The organism is Paracoccus sp. (in: a-proteobacteria), from assembly GCF_030538655.1.
Classification (GTDB): domain Bacteria; phylum Pseudomonadota; class Alphaproteobacteria; order Rhodobacterales; family Rhodobacteraceae; genus Paracoccus.
The window spans coordinates 1-24051 of record NZ_JAUNTO010000008.1 but is presented as its reverse complement, the minus strand read 5'-3'; the positions used below and the strand labels follow the sequence as shown (position 1 = coordinate 24051).

Below are 24051 nucleotides of genomic sequence, written 5' to 3'. Positions count from 1 at the left end.
ACCTCATGAAAACCAGCACGATCAGCCGCCGCAGCTTATTGTCCGGTGCCGCCCTATCCTTGGCCGTTGCAGCGGCTGCACGCCCTGCCATGGCGCAGACGGCACCGTTTTCGTCGGGCAGCGGCACCGCACGGTTGCGCGCACCGGCTCTGGCCTGCGATTCCCATCTGCATATTTTCGACACGCGCTTTCCCGCATCTCCTCACTGGACCGGGCAGCCTGTCGAGGATGCAACGCTTGAAGCCTATCGCGCGGTTCAGAAACGCATCGGCACAACCCGCGCCGTGATCGTCAACCCTTCGACCTATGGCGTGGACAACCGCTGCACGCTGGAGGCAAGCGCGCGGCTGGGCCAGGACGGTCGCGCCGTAGTGGTGGTTGAACCCGACATCAGCGAGGCGGAACTGGAGGAAATGGCGGCGCAAGGTGCGACAGGTGTGCGTGTGAACTTTGTCACGCCGCAATCCTGGGGCGAAACGACGGTTGATCGCCTGCGCGAGACCGCCGCCCGCGTCGCGCCGCTGGGGTGGCATGTTCAGATCTATGCGCGGGCCGAACAGATCGTTGCGATGCAGGATGCGCTGTCCGATCTGCCGGTGCCGCTGGTGATCGACCACCTTGGCCGCCTGCCACCCGCAGCCGGTCCCTCGGACCCCGCCTTCGCGGTGATCCGCCGGCTTTTGGATCGTGGCCGCACCTGGGTCAAACTGTCGGGTGCCTATCTGAATACCGAGATCGGCCCGCCCGATTACCCCGACGCGACCGCCATGGCCCGCGCCTATGCAGAGGCCGCGCCGGAACGTGTCGTCTGGGGCAGCGACTGGCCGCATCGGGGACAAAGCCAGTTGCCCGACGATGCGGCTCTGTTCGATCTGCTGGAAACATGGGCACCGGATGAGGCCGTGCAACACCGCATCTTGGTCGAAAATCCGGCAGAGCTCTATCAATTTGGGGGGGGAGGGTGAGGGACGGGATACAACACCCACAAGGCTTGGTGACGGCGACTTGAATCAGCGGTTGCCGCGTTTTCCTTAGGCACGGAATGGGGGACAGCAGCAGCCACCGCACCGGCCGCCAGAGATTCACCAATTTCCGGCGGCAGGTGTGGTCTGACCCGCATCCCCACCAAGTCAAAGGGCCACATCCTGTCAGTCAGACAGTCCTTGCATCGCCTGCAATGCCTCGAACGAACAAATCCTTCCGGCGATTGCGCTGGCGATAACCGTGGGCGGGCTGGCCAGCCATGTTTGGCCGGGACCGCCGCGACCAGGGAAGTTGCGATTGATGGCCGAGATGGTGACCTGATCGGCGGTCTCAGAAACGCCCGGCCCGCATTGCCCGCACGATCCGCAGGCGGGGCCAAGCATCTCGGCACCGATGGCCTCGAAGGTTTCCATATAGCCCTGTTCGCGGCAGTAATCGCGAACCTGAACGGTGCCGCATTGCAGATAGAGCCTGACGCCATCGGCCACCCGCAACCCGCGCTCTTGCGCCCATCTGGCGACGGCGTGATAATTGTCGAAATCGTCACGCTTGCCAGCCGTGCAAGAGCCGCCATAGGCGATGTCCACCCGAACGTCACGATCCAGCGCGACCAGAGGAATACCGTTGCCGGGATCGCCGGGCATGGCCAGCATCGGACCGATGCCCGAACAATCCATTTCGATGGTCGCAGCATAGGCCGCACCGGGATCAGACCGCATCCAGTCCTCGATCTGGAAATCAATCCCACGGCGTTCTTTCAGGAAACGCACGGTTTCGGCATCCGGGGCGCACAGCCCAGTCAGGCCGCCGAGTTCGGCCACCATATTGGTGATCGTCGTGCGTTCGTCGATAGACATAGCATCGATCACCGGCCCCGCGAATTCAAATATCCGGCCAACGCCGCCGCCCTCGCGGATAAAGGGTTGCGCCAGCAGGTTCAGCACGATGTCCTTGGCCGTCACCCCCGGCCTGCGCTGACCTGTCAGCCGGACCAGCAGGCTTTCGGCCATGGTCAGCCGCACGGCCCCGGTGACAAAAGCATTGGCCATGTCGGTTGTGCCGACGCCATAGGCAAAGGCGCCAATGGCCCCGGAATGCGGCGTGTGGCTGTCGGTGCCCACGACAATACGCCCCGGCAGGGCATAGCTTTCGGCCATCATCGCATGGCTGATACCCTCGCTGCCATCCTCGCCGATCAGATAGCCGTGGTCGGTCAGCCCATATTCGCGGGCGAAATCACGATGTGCCTGACTGATGGCGCGCACATCCGGCAGCAGCCCCAGCCTGAGATGCGTGGGAGAGCGGTGGGCATAGGACAGGTGATCCTCGAACAACAGGATGTTGTCCGGCTCGTGCAAAGCCAGAGGACGACCGTAATATTCATGCAGCATATGTGCGGCCATCGCGGTGTAATATTCGTGGATGAACCGGAAATCGGCGCGGACAAAACCACCGGTTCCGGGACGCGCGTCCCAGTCCAGCCCGTCAACCATCAGCGCAGAGCGATCAACGATCTTTTGGGCAAGGGTGCGTGGCCCGGCGGTTTCGATATTGCGCAGCCGGGCATTGCGCAGGTGGGTTGCACCATAGGCCAGCAGGCCACCCGCGCGCAGGATCGCCTGCGCCAAGGGGTCACGTTCGGCGACCAGTTCGTCGATGGAAATCCGCTCGCCCGCCCTGATGCGGTCGATCAGATTGAAATCGGTCGAGGTAAACAGCCCGATATTGTCGCAATTCTGACGATAGATCCGCTCAAAGCTTTCTGCGATGACCAGCCTGATCCCGGCTGAATATTCGGCCAGCGGTGAATGTTCACGCGACGACCCCTTGCCATATCGGCGCCCGCCGACCAGCACGGCAAAGCCGCCCCCGGCAATGGCATTTTCGCCCAAGGGTTTCTCGCCATTAATGGTCAGCCCGGTATGGGCATAGCGCCCCAACCGGCTGTCATAGTTCAGCAGAATGGGCAGCGGTGTGATCTCGTCGGTGGAAATATCGCTGCGCAATTCGCCCGCCTCTGCCAGCGTCAGATCCTCGCCTGCCAACTGACGTTTCATGGCGTCCGGTGCCGTGCCCAGAATCAGGATACGTCCGTCGAATTTCATGGGGCCATCTCCTTTTGTCCGCGCAACCATAGGACGTGGCTCATGCGGTTTGCACGGGCCGCGGCGCGCTCGGGCGCGGAAAGATGCATGGAATCCTTGCGTAACCGGCTTTCGCGTCTTTCCAGTTCCCGGCCCATGGTCAGGATTTGGGATGCCACAGCTTGCGGGACAATGACCGTGCCATCCATATCGCCCAGAATCAGATCGCCCGGATGGATCGTCACGCCTCCGCCCTCGGGTGTCGGCAGGCTGACCGGCATGTTCCAGCCAGTCAGGATGAACCGACGCGCGCCGTTCAACGGGATTGCCCCGGCGGCCCGAACAGCCAGGCCGGTTGCCGCCAGTTCATTCAGATCGCGGACAAGGCCATCCGTCACCACCGCCACACAACCCGCCTGCCTCAGTTCCTCGGCCAACAGGCCGCCCGTTACCGCACCGCCACGAAAACTGTTGGTGGCCAGCACCAGAACCGCAGGACCGCTTACCAGCATGGGCAGTTGGTAAAGCGGCATGGTCGCGGCATCGGCGGGCGGGTTCACCGTATTCACCCGCCGCTGCCCCTGCACACAGATCGCGGCTCCGCAAAAGCTGGCCACCTGCCCCACACCCGCAATCGACGGATCAAGCGTCTGGTTGTGATAACCGGCCTCGTCCAGAATATCGCTGACAAGCGCAGTCCCAAGCCGTGTGAATTCGCCATATTCAGACATCAGCTTAGCCTTGGCCCCATCAGCAGATCAGGCAGGAAGGTGGACAGAACCGGCACAAAGGTCAAAAGCGCCAGCACCAACAGCGCCACGATCAGAAAAGGCGTAATCGCGCGCGTGCCCTGAATGATCGAGATGCCGCCGATTGTGCTGGCAATCGCCAGAACGATACCAATGGGCGGTGTAATCAGCCCGATGCACAGGTTCACGGTAATCACCACGCCGAAATGGATCGGGTCGATGCCCAATTGCTGACTGATCGGGAACAAGACGGGCAGCAGCATGACCTTGGCGGCGTTCACCTCCATCACCATGCCGATCAGCAACAGCAGAATATTGACAAGGATCAGGAAGGTCATCGGCGAGGTGACAAAGCCTTGCAGCCATGCGCCAAAGCCTTCAGGGGCCTGAACCCAGGCCAGCATCCAAGCAAAGAGTGACGCCCCGGCCAGAATAATCATCACCGCCGCCGTCAGCCGCATCGCCGAAGTCAGCGAGTCAATGACCACCTTCCACGTCAATTCTCGATAAACCAGCCCGGAAATCAGCATCGCATAGACGCAAAGCACGACAGAAGCCTCGGTCACCGTGAACAATGCCGACAAAATCCCGCCCAGCAATAAAACCGGAGTAATCAGCGCCGGAAAGGCAATGATAAACTTGTCCCAGATGGTGCTGAACGAAGCGGGCGGTTGTGTGGGATAGTTATGCCGACGCGCAAGAAACCATGCCGCCACCATCAGCGCGACGGCCCACATGAGACCGGGAACCAACCCGGCCAGAAACATGCGCATTACCGACTGGTCGGTAATATAGGCATAGACGATCCATGCGATGGACGGCGGGATCAGCGGCGAAATCGGTGATGAGGCCGCCGTAATCCCGACGGAATAACCCACCGGATAACCTGCCTTTTTCATCTCGGGGATAAAGGTGCCGCCGATGGTTGCGGTATCCGCCACAGCCGAACCAGAGATGCCGCCGAACATCAATGAACTCAGCACATTGGAAATCGCCAATCCGCCGGTAAAGCGTCCGACCAGTGCATTGCCGAAATCAATCAGCCGTGACGATATTCCGCCATTCGACATGATCGCCCCGGCGAACAGAAAGGCCGGAATTGCCATCAGCGAAAAGTTGTCCATCCCGGCAAACAGCCGCTGTGCCGCAATCACCGGATTGGCGCCACCATGGGCAAAGATTGCCGCAAACGATCCTGCGATGATCGACAGCGCCAGCGGAACGCCGATCAGGATGCAAAAGGTGATGGTGCCGGTCAGAATCAACGCAAGAACAGCCAGATCCATGGCTTACCCCTCCTGCCGGTTCAGGCGCGACAGGACAAGAACCGCCGCCATCAGCGCAGCGCCAATCGGAATTGCCAGATAAGGCAGTGACATCTTGATCGGCAGCCCGGTGGATGTTTGCCGCGCCCCGATCCCCACCAGCGTCCAGCCATACCAGGCGATCAGCCCGCAGACAGTCAGGGAAATCGCATCGCGCATCCATGCGATCACCACCCGCAGCCGTTTCGGCAATATCTCGACAAAGGTATCAATCGCGATATGGTCGTTCTTTTCGATCAAAACAGCCGAGCCGATCATCGTGATCGCGACCAGCAGATAGCGGCCAAGCTCTTCGGCCCACATGGTCGGCGCGCCAAGCACGAAACGCGCCACGACCTGCGATCCGATAACCAGCAGCATCATGACCAGCAGCAGATTGGCCACCACCCCAAGAACGCCAGTCAGTCCAGAAACCGTCCTTTGCAGAATACGCATCGTTCCACCCCCCCGCTTCAGCACCCGCGCGCGGCCTGTTATTCAACAGCCTGAATTCGTTCGACCCACGGCTGAAGGCCGGGGAACCGTTCGGCAACTGCGGCGGATTTTTCCCGGAACGGCGCCAGATCAGGCGCGATCACGGTCACACCCAAGGCTTCCAATCTTGCCCGGTCAGCCTGATCCTGCACATGTTCTTGCGCGGCGGCCCATGTCATCGCCTTGCGCCCTTCATCAAGAACGATTTTCTGCTCACCTTCGCTCAGGCGGGCAAAACGCGTCTCGTCAAAGATCAGCGTATAGGCGCCATAGACGTGATCGGTCATGATGATGAAATTGGCGGCCTCGTAATATTTCGACCGCAGATGCGCCGACAGCGGGTTTTCAACCGCGTCGATGATCCCCGATTGCAAGCCGCTGTAGACGTCATTCGTGGACATCGGCGTCGGGCTGGCCCCTAATGCAGCCCATGTGGCGGCATAAATGTCGATATTCGGAACACGGATTTTCAGCCCCGCCAAATCGTCAACCGTATTGACCGCCCGAATTGACGCCATGGCGCGCGGACCGCGCATCCCGGCCCCGACAAGGCGGAACCCGGTGCGTTCGGTGATTTCGGCGAACAGTTCCTCGCCCACAGGGCCGCCGAACACAGCATCGAAGTGCGCGGGATCACGGAACAGATAGGGATAGCTTTCGATCGCCGCGATCTGATCATAGGTGTTCAGCGACGCGATCACCGTCATCACGATGTCATTTGTTCCGATGGTCAGCGCCTCCAGCGTCTCGCGCGGGGTGCCGGTCGATCCCGCCAGCGACAGCCGCACCTCGATTTCGCCGCCGGATGCCTCGGCAACGCCATCGGCAAATCGCTGCGCTGCCTGCCCCCAGACCGTCTGCGGCGTTTCGACAGATGCCAGTTGCAGCACCGTTTTGGCCAATGCTGGTGCGGTGCCTGCCGCTATGGCCAGCAAAATTACACCGCTGATGCGCGCAAGTTTCATGGTTCCCTCCCCTCGGTCACCGATTCCCCTCAGCTGTATACCTATTATACCAAGTGAAAGGTAGAATCAATGATAGGGTCTTGCTATCCTGACGCCGGACATAAGGAGATCCCGATGCTGAATGCCGTGCCGGTTCGCAAAAAGCGCCTCTACGAAGATGTCGTCGCACAGATCGAGGCATCCATCGTGGACGGCAGCCTCAAGCCGGGCGACTTTCTGCCCGCCGAGCGCGAATTATGCGAACGGTTCGAGGTCAGCCGCACCGCCATCCGCGAGGCGCTGTTTGCCCTGCAAACCAGTGGTCTGATCGAGCTTGTGAACGGTCGCCGTGCCCGCATCATCGAACCAACGGCAGAGCGTCTGATCGAGGAACTCAGCGGCCCGGCCCGCTTTGTCCTGACCCGCCCCGAACGCCTGCGCCAGTTGCAAGAGGCCCGGATGATGTTCGAGGGCTTTTTGGCCCGCACCGCCGCCCGCATGGCAACCGCCGATCAGCTTGCGGCAATTCAGGCCGCACTGGATGCCAACGGCCAGACGATCAACGATCCCGAAGCGTTCGTTCGCACCAATATCGACTTCCATCTGGCCATCGCGAATGTCAGCGGAAACGTCTTTATCGACGCGCTGCACAATGCGGTTCAGGCATGGCTGACCGCACACCGCCGCGTCGCCATTCAGGCCCCCGGCGCAGCCAAACGCGCCTTTGCCCGTCATCGCGAGATATTCGACGCAATCAAAGACAGAAACGCAGATGCCGCCGAAGCCGCAATGACCGCGCATTTGCAGGAATCCATTGATGCCTATTGGGCGGTGGTGGCATAGGTTTCTGCTTGAAAAGACGATGATGCCAATCACGCCAGAATCTGAAACCTTACCCAATGCCCAAAACATGAAAGGCGTGGCTGGCTGTCCCCGGACGATGCGCCGGGACCGATGACACATACCTCTTTTGCGGCTCACTCTGCCCCAGAGTCAGCGAGGGCGAGCTTGGGCTTACCCGCAATTTATATCCTGTCGCTTGGGAAACCGCAGTCCAAGACAACCTGGGGCCAATGGCCTTCTGCCAACCCTGGAATGCGACACAGCCATCAGTTTTGCCTTGACTGGCCAAGCGAGTGTCCAAAGTGCGCACGATAGGCCCGCGCCAATGTTGACGCCGAGGCAAAGCCCGTTCGCACGGCGATCTCGGCCAATGTCAACGTCGTCTCGCGCGCAAGGGCGTGAGCATGGGTCAACCGGATCAGCCGGTAATAGCGACCGGCTGCCATGCCAAGATGTGCATGGAACAGGCGGTCCAGCGTTCGTTCGGATACCGCCGCCGCCTCGGCGATGCGGATCAGCGGCACGGGAGCTTCGGTCGTCTGGCGCATCGCCTGCACTGCACGTTGCATGGCGGGAGGCAGGGCGCGGTTGGTCATCTGATCCGGCCTTTGCGTCACAGATGCGACGATGCCGCCGAACATCGTGGCCACATCATAGCGCAGCGCCTCGTCCGTGCGACGCCCGATCAGGTCCAGCGACCATTCCAGAACGTCTCGCGCCCCGCCGCACGTCACGATATTACCGCAGGTGACGAAAGGCGCATCCACGACTTCAATCTCGGGGAACGCTTCGGCCAGTGCTTCGCGTTCCATCCAGTGAACAGCGGCCCGGCGTCCGGTCAGCAGCCCGGTCCCTGCCAGCAACCACGCGCCCGTATCCAGACCCACGATCATCGGTAGACCACGCGCCTTTGTCAGCACGGCCTGCAACACCTCACGCCGCATCTGGTCGCGCACGCCATAACCCGCAACCACGACCAGCGCATCCGTCGCCCCGATCCTGTCCAGCGGCAGATCAACCCCGATCGCCAGACCCGAAGAACTGTGCGCCTGCGTGCCATCCAGCGTTGCCGTCTGCCATGAAAACACCCGTCGCCCGGACAGATCGCGGGCCGCGCGCAATGGCTCGATCACGCTGGCAAGAACCATGTTGGAAAAGCCGTCGAACAGCAGAAATGTCAGATGAAAGGGCGAGATTGGCGACATACGCATATCATGAGGCGAGAAAAGCATATCATGCCAGAAAAATCGTCTTAACCTTGCCCCTGTCCCAATGCCGGAGATCCTATGAACCGCGATGTTTTCATTACCTGCGCCGTCACCGGATCAGGGCAAAGCCATACCAAATCTGACAAGGTGCCGCGCAGCCCCGCCCAGATCGCCGACGCCTGCATTGAGGCCGCCAGGGCCGGGGCGGCCATCGCCCATGTCCATGTCCGTGATCCCGAAACCGGCGCGCCGTCTCGCGATCCGGCCTTATATCGTGAAGTGGTCGAGCGGGTCCGGTCTGCGGATACCGACGTGGTTTTGAACCTGACGGCGGGGATGGGCGGGGATATCGTGCTTGGCTCGGCCGAAGCGCCGCTGCCTTTGTCACCCGCCTCGGATCTGATTGGCGCGACCGAGCGGCTGGTTCACGTCAAGGCGCTTTTGCCGGAAATCTGCACGTTGGACTGCGGCACCATGAACTTTGCCGAAGCAGATTATGTGATGACCAATACACCCGGCACGTTGCGTGCTATGGCGGCCCATATCCAGAAAATGGGTGTGCGCCCCGAAATAGAAGTCTTTGACACGGGGCATCTGTGGCTGGCGCGAACGCTTGTGGACGAAGGGCTGATCGACGATCCGGTGATGATCCAGCTTTGTATGGGTATCCCTTATGGCGCGCCGGACGATCTGAACAGCCTGATGGCGATGGTGAATAATATCCCGAAAGGCTGGATTTTTTCCGCCTTTTCCATCGGGCGGATGCAGATGCCCTATGTTGCGCAGGCGGCATTGGCAGGCGGCAATGTCCGTGTCGGGCTTGAGGATAACATCTGGCTTGATCGCGGCGTTCTGGCGACGAATGGCGCGCTGGTGGAACGCGCGGCAACGATTTTGACAGCGATGGGCTGTCATATCCTTGGCCCTGCCGAGGTGCGCGAAAAACTGAAACTGACCCGGCGCTAGATGCGACTGAAGGGGGGTAACATGACTTATCGACTGACACGACGTGGCCTGCTGGCCGGGGCGGCCACCATAACAGCGGCCGGACTGATCCTGCCGCATGGCGCACTGGCCGCTGAACCGAAACCGGGCGGCACCCTGCGGATCGGCCACTCAAGCGGCGCCACCTCGGATTCGATTGATCCGGCGACCTTTTCCGCTGGCCCGGTCATCACCGCCATGCTGGCGGTGTGCAACAACCTGGTCGAAATCGACGCCAAAGGTCAGGCAGTGCCAGAACTGGCCGAAAGCGTCGAGTCCGATCCCGAGGCACGCGTCTGGACCTTCCGCCTGCGCGGTGATGCACAGTTTTCGGATGGTCGGCGTGTGACGGCCAAGGATGTCATCGCGTCATTCAATCACCATCGCGGCGAAAATACCGTATCAGCCGCCAAGGATTCGCTGGCCCAAGTCGGCGACATCCGCGCTGATGGCGATAGTGTCGTGATCTTTGAACTGAATGGCGGCAATGCCGACTTTGGTTATCTGACCTCGGATTATCACTTCATCATCATGCCCGCGAATGAGGATGGCACCCTGAACTGGCAGTCGGGTCTGGGCACTGGCGGGTATGTGCTGGACAATCACGAACCCGGCGTCCGCATCAGTCTCAGCCGCCGGGATGATTACTGGAAGCCGAACCGCGCATGGTTCGACACGGTTGAGCTGCGCACCATCAACGACCCGACCGCACGCCAGAACGCGCTGATGACGGGCGAAGTTGATGTGATTAACGGCCCGCCCCTTTCTACCGTTCACCTGCTGGAACGACGCCCCGGTATCACGCTGGTCGAAACCACGGGAACCGCGCATTACACCCTTCCGATGTTCTGCGACACCGCGCCTTTTGACGATGTGAATGTGCGTCTGGCGCTGAAACACGCCATCAACCGCGAGGAGATCGTCGATAAAATCCTGCGTGGCTATGGTCGTGTCGCGAATGACAGCCCGATCACGCCCGCCAACCGCTTTTTCGCCGAACCGACAGCGCAGCATAGCTATGATCCCGACAAGGCCCGCGATTATCTGAAAAAGGCCGGGCTTGATCGTCTGTCTGTTGAGCTCGCCACCTCTGAGGCAGCATTCGCCGGGGCCGTTGATACCGCGCAGCTTTTTCAACAATCGGCGGCTGCGGCAGGTATCGACATCACCATTCGGCGCGAGCCAGAAGACGGCTATTGGTCGAACGTCTGGCTGAAACGTCCCTTCTGCATGAGTTATTGGAACGGGCGTCCGACCGAGGATGACATGTTCACGCTGGTCTATTCCAAGGATGCCGAATGGAATGAGGCGCGTTGGTCGAATGATCGGTTCAATGAACTGCTGTTGCAGGCACGGGCTGAACTGGATGACAGCCTACGGGCTGAAATCTATGCCGAAATGCAGACGCTGGTCAGCGAGGAGGGCGGCTCGATCATCCCGGTCTTTGTGAACTACGTCGATGCCCATAACGACAAGGTGGCGCATGGCGAAGTGGCCGGAAACCGCTTTCTGGACGGCTGGAAGGTCGTCGAGCGTTGGTGGGCAGCATGAAAATCGCCTGTGTCGGTGGCGGCGTGATCGGTGGTGGCTGGATTGCCCGCTTTGCGCTGAATGGCCACGCGGTCAGCGTCTTTGATCCCGCGCCGGATGCGGCCCGGATCGTGGGCGAGATCATGGATAACGCGACCCGCGCCTGGGGTAATCTGTTTCAGGCCCCCTTGCCCGAGCCGGGATGCATCACCTTTGCAAGCTCTATCGCCGAGGCGGTCCGCGGGGCGGATTACATTCAGGAAAGCGTCCCCGAGCGGCTGGATCTGAAACACCGCATCATTGCCGAGATCGAGACCGCCGCGCCTGACGGGGCAATCATCGGTTCTTCGACGTCAGGCTTTCGCCCCAGCGAGTTACGGCAGGGCGCACGCCATCCGGGCCGGATCATCGTCGCGCATCCGTTCAACCCGGTCTATCTGCTGCCCTTGGTCGAAATCGTCGGCGGCGGTGCAACGGCAGACCGGGCGGCGGCGCTGCTGACCGATATGGGCATGAAGCCCATCAACATACCGCGCGAAATCGACGCCCATATCGGCGACCGGCTGCTGGAATCGGTCTGGCGCGAGGCATTGTGGCTGGTCCGCGACGGCTATGCCACCACTCAGGAAATCGACGACATCATCCGCTTTGGCTTTGGCCTGAGATGGGCGCAGATGGGCTTGTTCGAAACCTATCGTATTGCCGGGGGCGAGGCCGGGATACGGCATTTTCTGGGGCAATTCGGGCCATCGCTGAAATGGCCATGGTCGCGCCTGACCGATGTCCCTGATCTGGATGAGGCCCTGATCGACCGCATCGCCGCTCAATCGGATGCGCAATCGGGCGCGCATTCCATCCGCGATCTGGAACGCATCCGCGACGACAATCTGATCGGTATTCTGCACGCGCTCAAGGCGAATGACTGGGGTGCTGGTCAGGTGGTGCGCGACACCGAAAACCGCCTCTATGGCCGCGCGGTGCCGTCCCCGGCAGGCTATCCGCTGCGGCTGCATCAGGTGACAGTGGGCGGAGCCTGGCTGGATTACAACGGCCATATGACCGAGTTCCGTTATCTTCAGGTGATGGGCGATGCGACCGATGCGTTCCTGATCCACATCGGCCTTGGGCCGGATTACCGTGCGGGCGGGCATTCCGCCTATACGGTGGAAACCCATATCCGCCATCTGGCCGAGGTTGGCGCGGGCGAGCGACTGACAGTCGAAACCCGGCTTTTGGGACATGACGCCAAACGGTTCCGCCTGCATCACCGCATCCTGCGCGCCGATGGGGGCGAGGCGGCAACGGGCGAACATATGCTGCTGCATGTGGACAGCACCGCCGGGCGCGCCGTGCCGATGCCCGACCATCTGATCACCGCGCTGGACGGGGTGGTGGCGCAGGAAACCGCCCCGCCGCCCGATCACGCGGGCCAGGGCGTTCGCCCGATTGCCCCGCGGGTCACGGCATGAGCAGCAATCACCCCCTGAGGCAGATGATCCTGATACGACTGGGCATCGGGGCGCTCTTGCTATGGGTGATCTCGGTGCTGGTCTTTCTGGCGGTCAGCCTGTTGCCGGGCGACATCGCCCAGCAGGTGCTGGGACAGGGCGCGACAACGGAAACCGTCGCCGCCTTCCGGCGTGAACTTGGTCTCGATCAGCCGCTTGTGCTGCGGTATTTTCACTGGATCGGCGGCATATTGCAGGGGGATTTCGGCAACTCGCTGGCCAATGGTCGGCCGGTCGCTGATCTGCTGGCGACACGTCTGGGCAATACGTTGTTTCTGGCCGCCTATGCCGCTGTCATTGCGGTGCCGCTGGCGGTGCTGCTGGGTCTGTTGGCAGCGCTGTGGCGGGGCAGCCTGTTCGATAAAGGCACAAATCTTGTCACCCTGACGGCGATTTCCTTTCCCGAATTCTTTATCGCCTATATCCTGATGTTCTGGCTGTCGGTGCAGATGGGCTGGCTGCCCTCGATCGCCGATCCGGGCACCGCACCAACGCTGGCGGATCGACTGGTGCGCACCTTTCTGCCCGCGATCACGCTGGTTCTGGTCATCAGCGCACATATGATGCGCATGACGCGGGCGGCGGTGGTCAATGTGCTTGGTGCGCCCTACGTGCAGATGGCGCGCCTGAAAGGGGCCTCGCAATGGCGGATCGTGACCCGCCACGCCCTGCCCAACGCGCTGGCTCCGGTTATCAACGTCATTGCGCTGAACATCGCCTGGCTGATTACCGGCGTGGTTATCGTCGAGGTGGTATTCGTCTATCCGGGCCTTGGCCAGTTGATGGTTGACAGCGTGACCAAGCGCGATCTGCCGGTTGTGCAGGCCTGCGCGCTGATTTTCGCCGCCGTCTATATCCTGTTGAACCTGATTGCGGATGTGTTGGCCATCGCCACCAACCCACGCCTGCTTTACCCGAGGTAGGCGGATGACAGTCCTCCGCCTGATCCGCACCATGCCGTTGACCGCCATTGCCGGGGTCATCATCATCGTCATGTATGGGCTGACGGCCATTCTGGCGCCGTTTCTAGCACCCTATGGCCAGGGTGCCATCATCGGCCAGCAGTTCGAGCCATGGAGCACCTCCTTTCCGCTGGGAACCGATGCGCTTGGCCGGGATATGTTGTCGCGCCTTATCTGGGGCGCGCGCAATACCGTCGGGATCGCGCTGCTGACAACGGTATTGGCCTTTACCATCGGCTCGGTCGCGGGCCTTCTGACGGCGGCGCTTGGCGGCTGGGTCGATCTGGTGTTGTCACGGCTGGTTGATGTGCTGATGTCCATGCCGACCCTGATCTTTACCCTGCTGGCGCTGTCGGCGCTTGGGCCGGGGATTGCCAATCTGGTCATGGTGATCGCCATTCTGGATGCCACGCGCGTGTTCCGTCTGGCGCGGGCCACCGCCATGAATGTCATGGTGATGGATTACGTCGAGGCCGCCCGCCTGCGCGGCGAAAGAACATGGTGGATCATCCGGCACGAGGTCTTGCCCAATATCGCCGCCCCGCTGGTGGCTGAATTCGGACTGCGGTTCTGCTTCGTGTTCCTGACCATTTCGGCGCTGTCCTTTCTGGGACTGGGCCTGCCCCCGCCTTTGGCCGACTGGGGCGGAATGGTGCGCGACAATGCGGCATTGATTTCATTCGGAGACATCACGCCCCTGTTGCCCGCCGCCTGTATCGCGGTGCTGACCGTGGCGGTAAACTTTGTCGTAGACTGGATGCTGCACCGCAGTTCCGGCCTGAAGGATTAAGCCAATGCTCCTGAATATCCGCGACCTGAAGATCGAGGGCAAATCGGACGAGGGCTGGTCGCCCATCCTGAACAGCGTTGACCTGACACTGGATCGCGGTCAGGTTATTGGCCTTATTGGCGAATCCGGGGCCGGTAAATCAACGCTGGGCTTGGCGGCAATGGGCTATATCGCGCCGGGGCTGCGGGTGACAGGCGGGCAGGTCGTGTTCGACGGCACCGATCTGCTGGCCCTGCCCATGCGCCGCCGCCGTGCCATGCGCCGCCGCATCGCCTATGTGGCACAATCGGCGGCGGCCAGCTTTAACCCCGCATGGCGTCTGATCGACCAGTTCTGTGAAGGCCCCCATATCCACCGCACCGCAAGCCGCGCCGAATCCGAAGCCTTTGCCCGCGACCTTTACCGTCAGATGCATCTGCCTGACCCGGATCATTTCGGCCTGCGCTTTCCGCATCAGGTCTCGGGCGGGCAGTTGCAGCGGGCGATGGTTGCCATGGCGATGGCGACCCGCCCCGATCTGATTATCTTTGACGAGCCGACAACGGCGCTGGACGTAACAACCCAGATCGGCGTGCTGGCTGCAATCCGGCAGGCGGCGCGTCAGACCGGGACGGCGGCGATTTATATCACCCATGATCTGGCCGTGGTTGCGCAAATGGCCGACCGCATCAAGGTCATGCGCCATGGGCGCGAGGTCGAAGAAGCGGACGTGCGCCAGATGATAACCGCCCCGACCCAAGACTATACCCGCAGCCTTTGGGCTGTGCGCGAGTTTCGTCGTCCCCCGCGTGCGCTGCCCAAGGCGGACGCGCCGGTCATCCGTCTGACCGACATCAGCGCCGCCTATGGCAATCGTATCGTTCTGTCGGATGTCAGTATCTCGGTGCCGCGTGGTGCAACGGTTGCTGTGGTCGGCGAAAGCGGTTCGGGCAAATCGACGGCGGCACGGGTTATCACCGGACTGTTGCCACAACGCACGGGTCAGGTGCTGCTGAACGGCACGCCGCTGGCACCGCGCCTGGCGGATCGCAGCCGCGATCAGTTGCGCGCGGTGCAGATGATTTATCAGATGGCCGACACGGCCCTGAACCCGCGCCAAAGCATCCGCAAGATTCTGTCGCGCCCCTTGCAATTCTATCTCGGCCTGTCGGGCAAGGCGCTGACCGCCCGTCTGCACGAGTTGATGGAACAGATCGAACTGGACCCGGCCCGCTTTCTTCACCGATTGCCGGGCGAATTATCGGGCGGGCAAAAACAACGTATCGGCATCGCCCGCGCCCTTGCCGCAGCACCCGAATTCATCATCTGCGACGAGGTGACGTCGGCGCTGGATCAGCTTGTGGCACAAGGTATCCTGCGCCTGTTGTCACGGATACAGGATGAAACCGGCGTGGGTTATCTGTTCATCACCCATGACATCGCGACTGTCCGGGCGATTGCCGATGAAGTGGTGGTCATGCAGCATGGGCAGGTGATGGACAGCGGTCTCTTGGCCGATGTGCTGGACCCGCCGCGTCATCCCTATACGCAACAGCTGCTGAATTCCGTGCCGCAGCCAGATCCCGACTGGCTGACACGCCGCATCAAGGCGGGCGCAGCATGATCCGCGACCCGCAAGTTCTGGCCTTCATCGCCGCGACCGAGGCCGCCTATCCACCCGAGGCCAACGGAGTCAGCGCCGCCGATAATCGCCGTTTTTATGATGCCATGTGTGCCGCCTTCCGCGCTCCGCGACCCGAGGGGCTGGCAGTGACGGACCGGCAGATCGGCGGTATTCCGTGCCGGGTCTATGGTGATCCAACACCTTGCTTTGTGCTGTATCTGCACGGAGGCGGGCTGGTGGTCGGCGGCCTTGACAGCCATGATGACATTTGCGCCGAAATCGCTGATGCAGCACATATGCAGGTGGTCGCGGTGGGCTATCGGCTCGCCCCTGAACACCGCTGGCGTGATGCCTTTGACGATGTGGCCACTGTCTGGCGGGCGCTGGATCGACCGGGAATCGTCGTCGGTGACAGCGCGGGGGGCGGGCTGGCGGCATCGCTGTGCCTGTCCCGGCCGCCACGCGCGCCGCTGGCACAGGTGCTGATCTATCCCGGACTGGGCGGAGACGGGACTGCACCGTCCTATCAGGACAATGCTCAGGCACCGATGTTGCGCACGGCCGATCTGGCCACCTATCAGCGGGCGGCGCATGGTGACGGCCCTGTCGATCCGCTGGCCCGGCCCTTGATGGCATATGATCTGCGCAGCCTGCCGCCTGCACTGATCGTAACCGCCGACGTTGACCCGTTGCGCGACGATGGCCGTGATTACGCCGCACGCCTGCGCGACGCAGGGGTGGTTGCGGATTGGCGTAATGAACTGCAACTGCCCCACGGCTACCTGCGCGCCCGCCGCACCAGCGACCGTGCAAGGCGCAGCTTTCAGGCAATTATTGCGGGGATTGCGGAGTTTGGGGCAAGATGAATGCGCAGATGCAGGCTTCTTTTGCAGGGCAGGATCTGTCCGCCAAATGTTTGTAGCGCCGCCTGAATATTCTTGAATAAGGGTTTTCCATCAAAAGTGATGAGCATGTTCCCATGCATGACAGGCGCAGAAACCCGATAACGCAGCCAAGGAATGATGATTACCCCCGCCGCCGGGAAGTTGGCCGTTGGCTCATGGCTGTATGGCTGTATGGCTGTGATGGCAAGCCTATCGAATACATTGATTGCGGCCACGGCCCAAATCACGCATGGATATGAGTGCCGCCATCACGTCCACCAACCTGTTCGGCCCGCGACAGGAAAGAGCTATGGGGTGACACAAGGCCATGATTCCCTAAAGAATCAGAGATAACACAATCAAATACGGAAGAAATTTTCCGATGCAGAATATATGCCACAAATCAGCCCTGCGCGCACCTACTGACGCAGCTAATTCCAGCGGGGATGCCCGACATCTTTACGCCCCAAAATATTCATCCCAGAAAGCGGCACTTATAACGGTAATGACGCGATATGTTGTATAAAGTTTTCATCAAAAATTTCCATGCGCAGAAACTCAAAATGTCGATTGCTCCATTAAGGAAAATTAACCCTAAATTCCGCCATTTCGTTGCATCACAAACATTCCAGCCGACACAAATCGGGACCGGCAGAATACCCGTCCGTTTCCACCTTATCGTCAATCCGGCTGCTACGCCCTGACTCACGCAGGCCCCGCATGCGGGGTATCACGCGCAAGAGGCCGTCACGACCACAGACGACAGCCTGCATAACTGATGACTGGATTACCCGCCCCGACCTCGCCCTTGGCCCGACCGTCGATACGCTTGGCTGCTAGGAAACCCGCTCCATCGGTCACAAGGTGCTTTGCCCGGTCAAGTGCAGGACTGAATACGCAAAAGAGTCTGGCCTGATGGCCAAGACGCGCACTGCCGCACATCCTCGTCGATATGATCGGCACCTCTCCATTGCCCTGCAGCTGTTCACCTCGCAGGGCCACCGACCGGTTATCTTGCCTCGGCCCCCCAAGCTCGGCCCGTTTTTATAAAGCAAACGGGCACCGGCCAACATCTGTCACGGTCGCCCCGCCGTCTGCCGTTTTTCACCACATTTCCGGGGTTTTCCACCAGCACCCGCCCCCGCCCCGGCATGGGGACGACCAACGCGCTACTCTGCCATCGCCCCCTGCGGCAACAGCCACGCGCCCGTTGACGGCGCGCAGCGGGTGCGCAGCGGGCAGTTATAGGCGCAGGTCAGCAAGGCGTCGGTCAGCACCTCGTCGGGCGGGCCTTCGGCCAAAGCGCAGCCGTTTTGCATCAGCAGGACGTGATCGGCGAACATGGCGGTCAGGTTCAGGTCGTGCATCACCGCGATCACGCCGCCACCACGCCGGGCGTAACCGGCGGCCAGCCGCATGACTGCCAGTTGATGGGCAATGTCCAGACTGCTGACGGGTTCGTCCAACAACAACCAGCGCGGGCCGTCCTCGCCCACGGGGTGCCAGACCTGCACCAAGGCGCGGGCCAGTTGCACGCGCTGCTGCTCGCCTCCTGACATTTCCTGATACAGCCGTCCGCCGTAATCGGGCAGGCCGACCTGCGCCAGCGCGGCACCGATCAGCGCATCTGCCGCACCCTGTGCCTGTGGCTGCGCGGTCAGGCCGATGCGGATGATCTCGGCTGCGGTGAAGGGAAAGGACAGCGCGCTGTGCTGTGGCAGAACGGCGCGGCGCAGGGCCAGCACATCGGGCGGCAGGCCGGTCATATCCGCGCCGTTCAGCGTGATCCGCCCGGATACCGGGCGCAGCTCGGCGGTCAGCGCGCGCAAAAGTGTCGTCTTGCCCGAACCGTTCGGCCCGATGATCGCGGTCAGGCGACTCGGCTGCGCGGTCAGGCTGACCCCGCGCAGCACCGGGCGCGGCCCAAGTTTCACGGTGATGTCGGCGGCGGTCAGGCTCATGCGTCCAGAATCCTTCGGTTCGACAACAACACCCAGGTAAAGAACGGCCCGCCCATCATGGCGGTGATGATGCCGATGGGCAGTTCGGCGGGGGCGATGATGGTGCGGCTGACCATATCGGCCAGCACCAGCACGCAAGCCCCCAGCAGCGCCGAATTGACCAGCAGCCAGCGGTGATCCGGGCCGCAGATCAACCGCAGCAGATGCGGCACGACGATGCCGACAAAGCCGATGCCGCCCGAGATGGCGACCGCCGCGCCGACTGCCCCCGCCGAGGTCAGCATGGCGGCGGTCTTGGCGCGCTGCACACGGATGCCGACATGGGCGGCGGCAGCCTCGCCCAAGGCCAGACCGTTCAGGGCGCGGGCCAGGAAGGGCGCGGCGATCAGCGCCAGCGCCATGACCGGCCCGGCGGCGGCCAGCTTGACCCAGCTTGACCCGGCCAGCGATCCCATGCCCCAAAAGGTCAGGTCGCGCAGTTGTGCGTCATTGGCGTAATAGACGATCAGCCCGGACACCGCGCCGACCATGGCGGAAATCGCAATCCCGGCCAGCAGCATGGTCGCGATCGAGGTGCGCCCCTGCCGCGTGGCGATGGCGTAAAGCACCAGCATCGTGATCCAGCCGCCGCCAAAGGCCGCCAGCGGCACCAGATACCAGCCGGTCCACGCTGTCACGGCAGCGGGCAGCAAACCGCCCAGCACGATGGCGGCAATCGCGCCCAGCCCCGCGCCTGCGCTGACACCCAGCAGGCCCGGATCGGCCAGCGGGTTGCGGAACAGCCCCTGCATCACTGCCCCCGCCACCGCCAGAGATGCGCCGACCAGCAGCCCGGTCAGCAGGCGCGGCAGGCGGATGTCCAGCACGATGATACGGTCGGCCTGCGCGATGTCCCGCCCCGCCAGCCAGTCGCCCAGCACGCCGATGGCCGACACGCCCGAGGCGCCATGCCCCATCGACAGCACCGCAACGATCAGCGTCAGCACCGCCAGAGCCGCGGCCACCACCTGCCCGCGTCTGCGGCGGTCGCCTGTCAGCGGGACAGCCGTCATCGCCACCATCACGCGCCCCCATAGATCGCGCGGTGCAGGTCCAGCCCGGCCTTGCCCGCACGCGGGCCAAAGCCCAGCAGATATTGCGCGTTCATCCGCAAAATCGCGTGGTTCTGCCCCGCCGGAGTCGCGGCGATGGCGGGCATGGACCAGATTTGCGCATCGCCCGGCTCTTGCAGGATCGGGTCACTGTCACTGATCGGATCACGGTGCATCATCAGGATCAGATCGGGGGCGGCGGCCATGATCGCCTCGTCCGTCAGGGGTTTGTAACCGGAAAACCCCGTCACCGCGTTTTCCGCCCCCGCCAGCCGGATCATCGCATCCGCCGCCGTATCGGTGCCGGATGCCAGCACCCGCCCGCCTTGCAGCGACAGGATGAACAAAACCCGGCGGGGCGTCACATTGGCATTCAGCGCCTCAAGCTGGCCCAGATCGGCGCGCAACTCGTCCAGATAGGGTTCGACCGCGCTTTCTTCACCCAAAGCCTGCGCCACGGCGGTGATCCGCGCCTCGATCCCTGCGGCGTCTGCCGCGTCGGGGATGGTTTCGAACGCGATGCCAGATGATTGCAGCAGGGCCACCGCCTCGGGCGGGCCTGCGCCCTCTTCGGCCAGGATCAGGTCGGGGCGCAGCGACAGCACGTTTTCGGCCGACAGGCGGCGCATATAGCCGACATCGGGCAAATCCAGCGCCTTGGCCGGATAGACCGAGGAACTGTCCCGCGCGATCAGCCGGTCCTGTTCACCGATGGCATAGATGATTTCCGTCACCGTGCCGCCGACCGCCAGAATACGCCGCGCATCCGGGTGCGCCTGCGGGCCATCGGCCAGTGCAGGCATGGCAAACAGCGCAGCACATGCGCCAAGCGCAAGGCGTCGCATCATGCCGCCCCCGGCAGACCGTTCACCAGATCGGCCCAAGCCTGCGGATCGCCGCCCTTTTCCGCACGCATCCCGAAACACTGATAGATCAGCGCGCCATGTTCGTCGAAAGCCTCGACCGAGATCGCAGGCCCGCGTTTCGTCGGCTTTTCCACCTGCCAGATCTCGGCCACATGATCGGCGCGCAGATGCAGGTTGAAGCGGTCATCCATGACGTTCAGCCACGGCCCCATCGGTTTCAGGTTTTCGAACCGGCCCGAGTGGATCTCGATACAGCCCATATTGCCGACGAACAGCATTGCCGTCAGGCCCTGCGCTTGCAGCGCGGTGAACAGCGCATCATTCGCCGCCACATCCAGCCGCCGCACAAAGGGCGCACCGACCAGATGATAGGCGCCCAGCCGATTCATCTTCAGCCGCCGCACCAGCGTATTGAACTGATGCGTGTCGGTCATCCCGGCCCATTCGCTGCGCAGCGTATCGGCGCGGGCCGGGTCGATGCGCGGCCCCTCGACCGGGGGGCGCGGGGCGAAATCCGACAGCCCGGCCTGATCCGGCAGGGCCAGATCGCGGCGCAGCGCATCCCATGCCGCAAGGTTAGACCCCGCACGCAGATGCACCTTGTGAACCGCATCGCCGGCGGCATCAAACACCTGCACGGAACGGCGCGGGCCGTTCTTGCCCTCGGCCTCGATGGCATAGGCATGGACCCAGTGGCGCGGAAAGATGCGCAGGTCGATTTCAGGGTCAAGCACCATCGCCGCATGATCGCCGTCGTGGAAATTATTGTAGGTGCCCAGCTTCTCGATCACGCAGGATCGGTTGCGGGTCAGCGCCATCACTTCGCCCAAGGCCTGCACGGCGGGGATCAGCCGCCCCGGCGTCACGTCGATGCGGATGGCGTCATGGCCCAGTTCCGCCTCGATCAGCGCGGCCTCGGACAGACCAAGCTGCGCGGCCAGATCAAAAGGGCGCAGGGTGGATTCACGTTTCAGATCGCGCAGCCGCGCGGGGGTCAGGTCATTCATGATCAGCCTTTTGCAAGTGCGGGCATCTGGCAAAGCGGCTGGACGCAGTTCTTGACTTGTTTAGTAAGGAAAGCTAGCCAACGCAAGCCGCCAGCCCAAGCCAGCCGGATCATTCCAATAAACAACAGGGAACAGCGGCACATGCGCAAAAGACTGACACTTATTCCGTTTATTCTGGGGGCGATCCCTGCGGGCACACTGGCGCAGGAACGACCAACGGTTCTGGACCCGATCATCCTGCGGGCAGGAACGGAAAAGGTCGCGTCCGACGTGCCGCAATCGGTCAGCGTAGTGGGACAGCAGGAACTGGACGATACCGCGCCGGGCACCATCGGTCAGGCGCTGACACAGGTGCCAGGTGTGGCGGGGGTCGGCTCAAGCAGCTTTTTCGGGCAGGGTTTCAACATCCGCGGCTTTGGCTCATCCGGCACGGCGGCATCCGAGGCAGGCATCGTGCAACTGATCGACGGCGAGAGGAAATACTACGAATCCTACCGGCAGGGATCGCTGTTCGTCGAACCCGATTTCCTGACGCGGATCGAGGTGCTGCGCGGGCCGGGGTCGTCTACGCTCTATGGCGCGGGGGCGCTTGGCGGGGTGATCGCGATGGAAACCGTCAGCGCGGGCGACCTGATCGCCGAGGGCGCGACGCAGGGCGGGCGGCTGCGGTTGCGCTATGGTTCGAACCCCGACACCGCATTCGCCAGCGCGCTGTGGGGCTGGCGCCCGACCGCCGATTTCGAGGCGGTGGCCGGGCTGGCCTATCGCCATCTGGGCGACACCAAAGATCCCGATGGCGATGTGATGATCCGGTCCAATTCAGACGCGCCCAATCTGTTGCTGAAGGCACGGCAGCGGTTCGGCGATCATTACATCGAAGGGTCTTATCTGCATCTTGAGGCGCGTGGTGACGATCAGGATTTCAACCAGCTAGAGGGCGCGCAGGTCGGTCTTTTTCCCGGCTTTACCGGCTGGGGTGTGGGCGACATCCTGACCCGTGACCAGACGGCGCGGCTGGTCTGGGGCTATAACCCCGAAAACCCGCTGATCGACAGCACGGTCACGCTGTCCTACACCAACACGATCAAGGACATACGCCAAGGGTCGAACCCGGATGAGCCGATCATGGACAGCCTGCTGGGGCGGCGCGATTACGGGCTGTGGAAGTTGCGGGCACAGAACGTCGCGGATGTTTCGGCTGGCGGCTGGTCGCATTTCGTCACGATCGGGGCCGAGACCTCATATCAGGATCGCACCAGCACCGCCTTTTCCGCATCCCACCCCGAGGCAGTGACACGGCATACGGCGGTCTTTGCCTGGTCGGAACTCAGCCGCGACCGGCTGACGATCAACACCGGGCTGCGGTGGACCCGACAAAACACCTCGCCCCGCGACAGCGTGACGGTAACAGACGAAGACGTCCGCAACACCGCCGCCGAGCCGCAGATTTCGGTCATGTATGACCTGACCGACAATTGGTCGGTCTTTGGTTCGGCCGCCAAGGTCAGCCGCCTGCCCAATGTCGATGAGCTGTATGACAGTTTTCGCGGCGGCGCGGCATCGCCCGATCTAAAGGCCGAACGGGGCAAGAACCTTGAACTGGGCGTCAGCTATCGCAAGGACGGGCTGTTCAGCGCCGATGATCAGGCGCGGGTCAAGCTGACCCTGTTTCGCAACCATATCGACGACATGATCGTGCGCACCAACGCGCCCCCGCCGACGCCCTCTTATACCAATATCGACCGCGCCTATCTGCGCGGCGGCGAGGTTGAGGCGGTCTGGTCGAACACCGCATGGCAATTGGGTGCGGCGGTCTCGGTGGTCAATGGCCACGATCAGGACGGCAACACGCTGGACACGCTGCCCAACAACCGGCTGGCCCTGTCGGCGACATGGCGGCCCTCGGACGAGTGGCGGCTTGGGCTGCGCAGCACGCTGGCGGCAGGTCGCGACAAGCCGGATGGCACGCGCCGCGCAGGCTATGGCGTGCATGACGTTTTTGCCGTCTGGTCGCCGCAATCCGGCGTCGCGCAGGGCACCGAATTCGGCCTTGCCATCGACAACATCCTGAACCGCGAATACGTCCCCGCGACGTATCAGACCGGCCCCGCGCCGGGGCGCAATGTGTCGCTGACACTGACCCGCAACTTCTGACGCGATGACCTCGCCCGGCAACGGGCGGGGATATGGGTCCTGACTCTAGACGGCGTCTTCATTTAAGGATTCCCTTGTCATTCGAGTTCTGATTCAAGAT

At 62.3% G+C, this 24051-nt stretch carries 21 protein-coding genes; 10 read left to right on the top strand and 11 right to left on the bottom strand.

The annotated features are described in order from the left end of the window. Nucleotides 1–5 precede the first annotated feature (5 nt). Nucleotides 6–965, top strand: coding sequence for an amidohydrolase (locus tag Q4G22_RS07205; RefSeq protein WP_303385227.1), 960 nt, complete (start codon nucleotides 6–8; stop codon nucleotides 963–965). A gap of 183 nt (nucleotides 966–1148) precedes the next feature. Here Q4G22_RS07205 and Q4G22_RS07200 read toward each other — a convergent pair whose 3' ends face one another. From Q4G22_RS07200 to Q4G22_RS07180, 5 genes are read right to left on the bottom strand one after another with little or no spacing between them, the layout of a single operon-like run. After that, a complete protein-coding gene (locus Q4G22_RS07200; protein WP_303385226.1) occupies nucleotides 1149–3089 on the bottom strand; it encodes an aconitase family protein in 1941 nt (646 codons plus the stop codon). Next, the gene (locus Q4G22_RS07195) at nucleotides 3086–3799 is read right to left on the bottom strand and encodes an RraA family protein (RefSeq protein WP_303385225.1); all 714 of its coding nucleotides are present in this window, start codon (nucleotides 3797–3799) and stop codon (nucleotides 3086–3088) included. The genes Q4G22_RS07200 and Q4G22_RS07195 overlap by 4 nt, the downstream gene beginning before the upstream one ends. Then, entirely contained in the window at nucleotides 3799–5103 is a 1305-nt protein-coding gene (locus tag Q4G22_RS07190) for a TRAP transporter large permease (protein WP_303385224.1), read from the bottom strand. The genes Q4G22_RS07195 and Q4G22_RS07190 overlap by 1 nt, the downstream gene beginning before the upstream one ends. A 3-nt stretch (nucleotides 5104–5106) precedes the next feature. Continuing rightward, a complete protein-coding gene (locus Q4G22_RS07185; RefSeq protein ID WP_303385223.1) occupies nucleotides 5107–5577 on the bottom strand; it encodes a TRAP transporter small permease in 471 nt (156 codons plus the stop codon). A gap of 38 nt (nucleotides 5578–5615) precedes the next feature. Further along, nucleotides 5616–6581 (bottom strand): TRAP transporter substrate-binding protein, encoded by a 966-nt coding sequence (locus Q4G22_RS07180; RefSeq protein ID WP_303385222.1) that lies wholly within the window; start codon nucleotides 6579–6581, stop codon nucleotides 5616–5618. 114 nt (nucleotides 6582–6695) lie between these two features. Between Q4G22_RS07180 and Q4G22_RS07175 the strand changes: the two genes are divergently transcribed. Beyond that, nucleotides 6696–7403, top strand: coding sequence for an FCD domain-containing protein (locus Q4G22_RS07175; protein WP_303385221.1), 708 nt, complete (start codon nucleotides 6696–6698; stop codon nucleotides 7401–7403). A 266-nt stretch (nucleotides 7404–7669) separates the two neighbouring features. Here Q4G22_RS07175 and Q4G22_RS07170 read toward each other — a convergent pair whose 3' ends face one another. Then, complete coding sequence (locus Q4G22_RS07170; RefSeq protein WP_303385220.1) at nucleotides 7670–8614, bottom strand: GlxA family transcriptional regulator; 945 nt, start codon at nucleotides 8612–8614, stop codon at nucleotides 7670–7672. Nucleotides 8615–8689: 75 nt separating this feature from the next. Here Q4G22_RS07170 and Q4G22_RS07165 point away from each other — a divergent pair, with 75 nt between their 5' ends. From Q4G22_RS07165 to Q4G22_RS07135, 7 genes are read left to right on the top strand one after another with little or no spacing between them, the layout of a single operon-like run. Next, nucleotides 8690–9577: a 3-keto-5-aminohexanoate cleavage protein gene (locus Q4G22_RS07165; RefSeq protein WP_303385219.1), complete on the top strand. Its 888-nt coding sequence runs from the start codon at nucleotides 8690–8692 to the stop codon at nucleotides 9575–9577. Nucleotides 9578–9598: 21 nt separating this feature from the next. Next, entirely contained in the window at nucleotides 9599–11146 is a 1548-nt protein-coding gene (locus tag Q4G22_RS07160; protein WP_303385218.1) for an ABC transporter substrate-binding protein, read from the top strand. Further along, nucleotides 11143–12594, top strand: coding sequence for a carnitine 3-dehydrogenase (locus Q4G22_RS07155; RefSeq protein ID WP_303385217.1), 1452 nt, complete (start codon nucleotides 11143–11145; stop codon nucleotides 12592–12594). Before Q4G22_RS07160 ends, Q4G22_RS07155 begins: the two co-directional genes overlap by 4 nt. Then, entirely contained in the window at nucleotides 12591–13556 is a 966-nt protein-coding gene (locus Q4G22_RS07150) for an ABC transporter permease (protein WP_303385216.1), read from the top strand. The genes Q4G22_RS07155 and Q4G22_RS07150 overlap by 4 nt, the downstream gene beginning before the upstream one ends. Nucleotides 13557–13560: 4 nt before the next feature. Next, the gene (locus Q4G22_RS07145; protein WP_303385215.1) at nucleotides 13561–14385 is read left to right on the top strand and encodes an ABC transporter permease; all 825 of its coding nucleotides are present in this window, start codon (nucleotides 13561–13563) and stop codon (nucleotides 14383–14385) included. 4 nt (nucleotides 14386–14389) lie between these two features. After that, complete coding sequence (locus Q4G22_RS07140; protein WP_303385214.1) at nucleotides 14390–15988, top strand: ABC transporter ATP-binding protein; 1599 nt, start codon at nucleotides 14390–14392, stop codon at nucleotides 15986–15988. Continuing rightward, a complete protein-coding gene (locus Q4G22_RS07135) occupies nucleotides 15985–16854 on the top strand; it encodes an alpha/beta hydrolase (RefSeq protein ID WP_303385213.1) in 870 nt (289 codons plus the stop codon). Before Q4G22_RS07140 ends, Q4G22_RS07135 begins: the two co-directional genes overlap by 4 nt. Here Q4G22_RS07135 and Q4G22_RS07130 read toward each other — a convergent pair. The 5 genes from Q4G22_RS07130 to Q4G22_RS07110 all read right to left on the bottom strand — a co-directional run bounded on the left by Q4G22_RS07130 (nucleotide 16812) and on the right by Q4G22_RS07110 (nucleotide 21797). Further along, on the bottom strand, nucleotides 16812–17120 hold the full coding sequence (locus tag Q4G22_RS07130) for a hypothetical protein (protein WP_303385212.1): 309 nt from the start codon (nucleotides 17118–17120) through the stop codon (nucleotides 16812–16814). The two genes, Q4G22_RS07135 and Q4G22_RS07130, sit on opposite strands and share 43 nt — an antisense overlap. Before the next feature lie 921 nt (nucleotides 17121–18041). Further along, a complete protein-coding gene (locus Q4G22_RS07125) occupies nucleotides 18042–18833 on the bottom strand; it encodes a heme ABC transporter ATP-binding protein (RefSeq protein WP_303385211.1) in 792 nt (263 codons plus the stop codon). Beyond that, on the bottom strand, nucleotides 18830–19894 hold the full coding sequence (locus Q4G22_RS07120) for an iron ABC transporter permease (RefSeq protein ID WP_303385210.1): 1065 nt from the start codon (nucleotides 19892–19894) through the stop codon (nucleotides 18830–18832). The genes Q4G22_RS07125 and Q4G22_RS07120 overlap by 4 nt, the downstream gene beginning before the upstream one ends. Then, complete coding sequence (locus Q4G22_RS07115; protein WP_368661466.1) at nucleotides 19894–20772, bottom strand: hemin ABC transporter substrate-binding protein; 879 nt, start codon at nucleotides 20770–20772, stop codon at nucleotides 19894–19896. The genes Q4G22_RS07120 and Q4G22_RS07115 overlap by 1 nt, the downstream gene beginning before the upstream one ends. Next, nucleotides 20769–21797 carry a hemin-degrading factor gene (locus Q4G22_RS07110; protein ID WP_303385209.1) on the bottom strand — a complete coding sequence of 343 codons (1029 nt, stop codon included), beginning with the start codon at nucleotides 21795–21797 and terminating at the stop codon, nucleotides 20769–20771. Before Q4G22_RS07110 ends, Q4G22_RS07115 begins: the two co-directional genes overlap by 4 nt. Before the next feature lie 141 nt (nucleotides 21798–21938). On the opposite strand from Q4G22_RS07110, the gene Q4G22_RS07105 reads away from it, so the two are divergent. Further along, nucleotides 21939–23951 (top strand): TonB-dependent receptor, encoded by a 2013-nt coding sequence (locus Q4G22_RS07105; protein WP_303385208.1) that lies wholly within the window; start codon nucleotides 21939–21941, stop codon nucleotides 23949–23951. The last annotated feature ends 100 nt before the right edge of the window (nucleotides 23952–24051 follow it).

Coding starts and splice junctions, on each gene's coding strand:
- Q4G22_RS07205 (WP_303385227.1), top strand. CDS start 6: ATGAAAACCAGCACGATCAGCCGCCGCAGCTTATTGTCCGGTGCCGCC.
- Q4G22_RS07200 (WP_303385226.1), bottom strand. CDS start 3,089: ATGAAATTCGACGGACGTATCCTGATTCTGGGCACGGCACCGGACGCC.
- Q4G22_RS07195 (WP_303385225.1), bottom strand. CDS start 3,799: ATGTCTGAATATGGCGAATTCACACGGCTTGGGACTGCGCTTGTCAGC.
- Q4G22_RS07190 (WP_303385224.1), bottom strand. CDS start 5,103: ATGGATCTGGCTGTTCTTGCGTTGATTCTGACCGGCACCATCACCTTT.
- Q4G22_RS07185 (WP_303385223.1), bottom strand. CDS start 5,577: ATGCGTATTCTGCAAAGGACGGTTTCTGGACTGACTGGCGTTCTTGGG.
- Q4G22_RS07180 (WP_303385222.1), bottom strand. CDS start 6,581: ATGAAACTTGCGCGCATCAGCGGTGTAATTTTGCTGGCCATAGCGGCA.
- Q4G22_RS07175 (WP_303385221.1), top strand. CDS start 6,696: ATGCTGAATGCCGTGCCGGTTCGCAAAAAGCGCCTCTACGAAGATGTC.
- Q4G22_RS07170 (WP_303385220.1), bottom strand. CDS start 8,614: ATGCGTATGTCGCCAATCTCGCCCTTTCATCTGACATTTCTGCTGTTC.
- Q4G22_RS07165 (WP_303385219.1), top strand. CDS start 8,690: ATGAACCGCGATGTTTTCATTACCTGCGCCGTCACCGGATCAGGGCAA.
- Q4G22_RS07160 (WP_303385218.1), top strand. CDS start 9,599: ATGACTTATCGACTGACACGACGTGGCCTGCTGGCCGGGGCGGCCACC.
- Q4G22_RS07155 (WP_303385217.1), top strand. CDS start 11,143: ATGAAAATCGCCTGTGTCGGTGGCGGCGTGATCGGTGGTGGCTGGATT.
- Q4G22_RS07150 (WP_303385216.1), top strand. CDS start 12,591: ATGAGCAGCAATCACCCCCTGAGGCAGATGATCCTGATACGACTGGGC.
- Q4G22_RS07145 (WP_303385215.1), top strand. CDS start 13,561: ATGACAGTCCTCCGCCTGATCCGCACCATGCCGTTGACCGCCATTGCC.
- Q4G22_RS07140 (WP_303385214.1), top strand. CDS start 14,390: ATGCTCCTGAATATCCGCGACCTGAAGATCGAGGGCAAATCGGACGAG.
- Q4G22_RS07135 (WP_303385213.1), top strand. CDS start 15,985: ATGATCCGCGACCCGCAAGTTCTGGCCTTCATCGCCGCGACCGAGGCC.
- Q4G22_RS07125 (WP_303385211.1), bottom strand. CDS start 18,833: ATGAGCCTGACCGCCGCCGACATCACCGTGAAACTTGGGCCGCGCCCG.
- Q4G22_RS07120 (WP_303385210.1), bottom strand. CDS start 19,894: ATGGTGGCGATGACGGCTGTCCCGCTGACAGGCGACCGCCGCAGACGC.
- Q4G22_RS07115 (WP_368661466.1), bottom strand. CDS start 20,772: ATGATGCGACGCCTTGCGCTTGGCGCATGTGCTGCGCTGTTTGCCATG.
- Q4G22_RS07110 (WP_303385209.1), bottom strand. CDS start 21,797: ATGAATGACCTGACCCCCGCGCGGCTGCGCGATCTGAAACGTGAATCC.
- Q4G22_RS07105 (WP_303385208.1), top strand. CDS start 21,939: ATGCGCAAAAGACTGACACTTATTCCGTTTATTCTGGGGGCGATCCCT.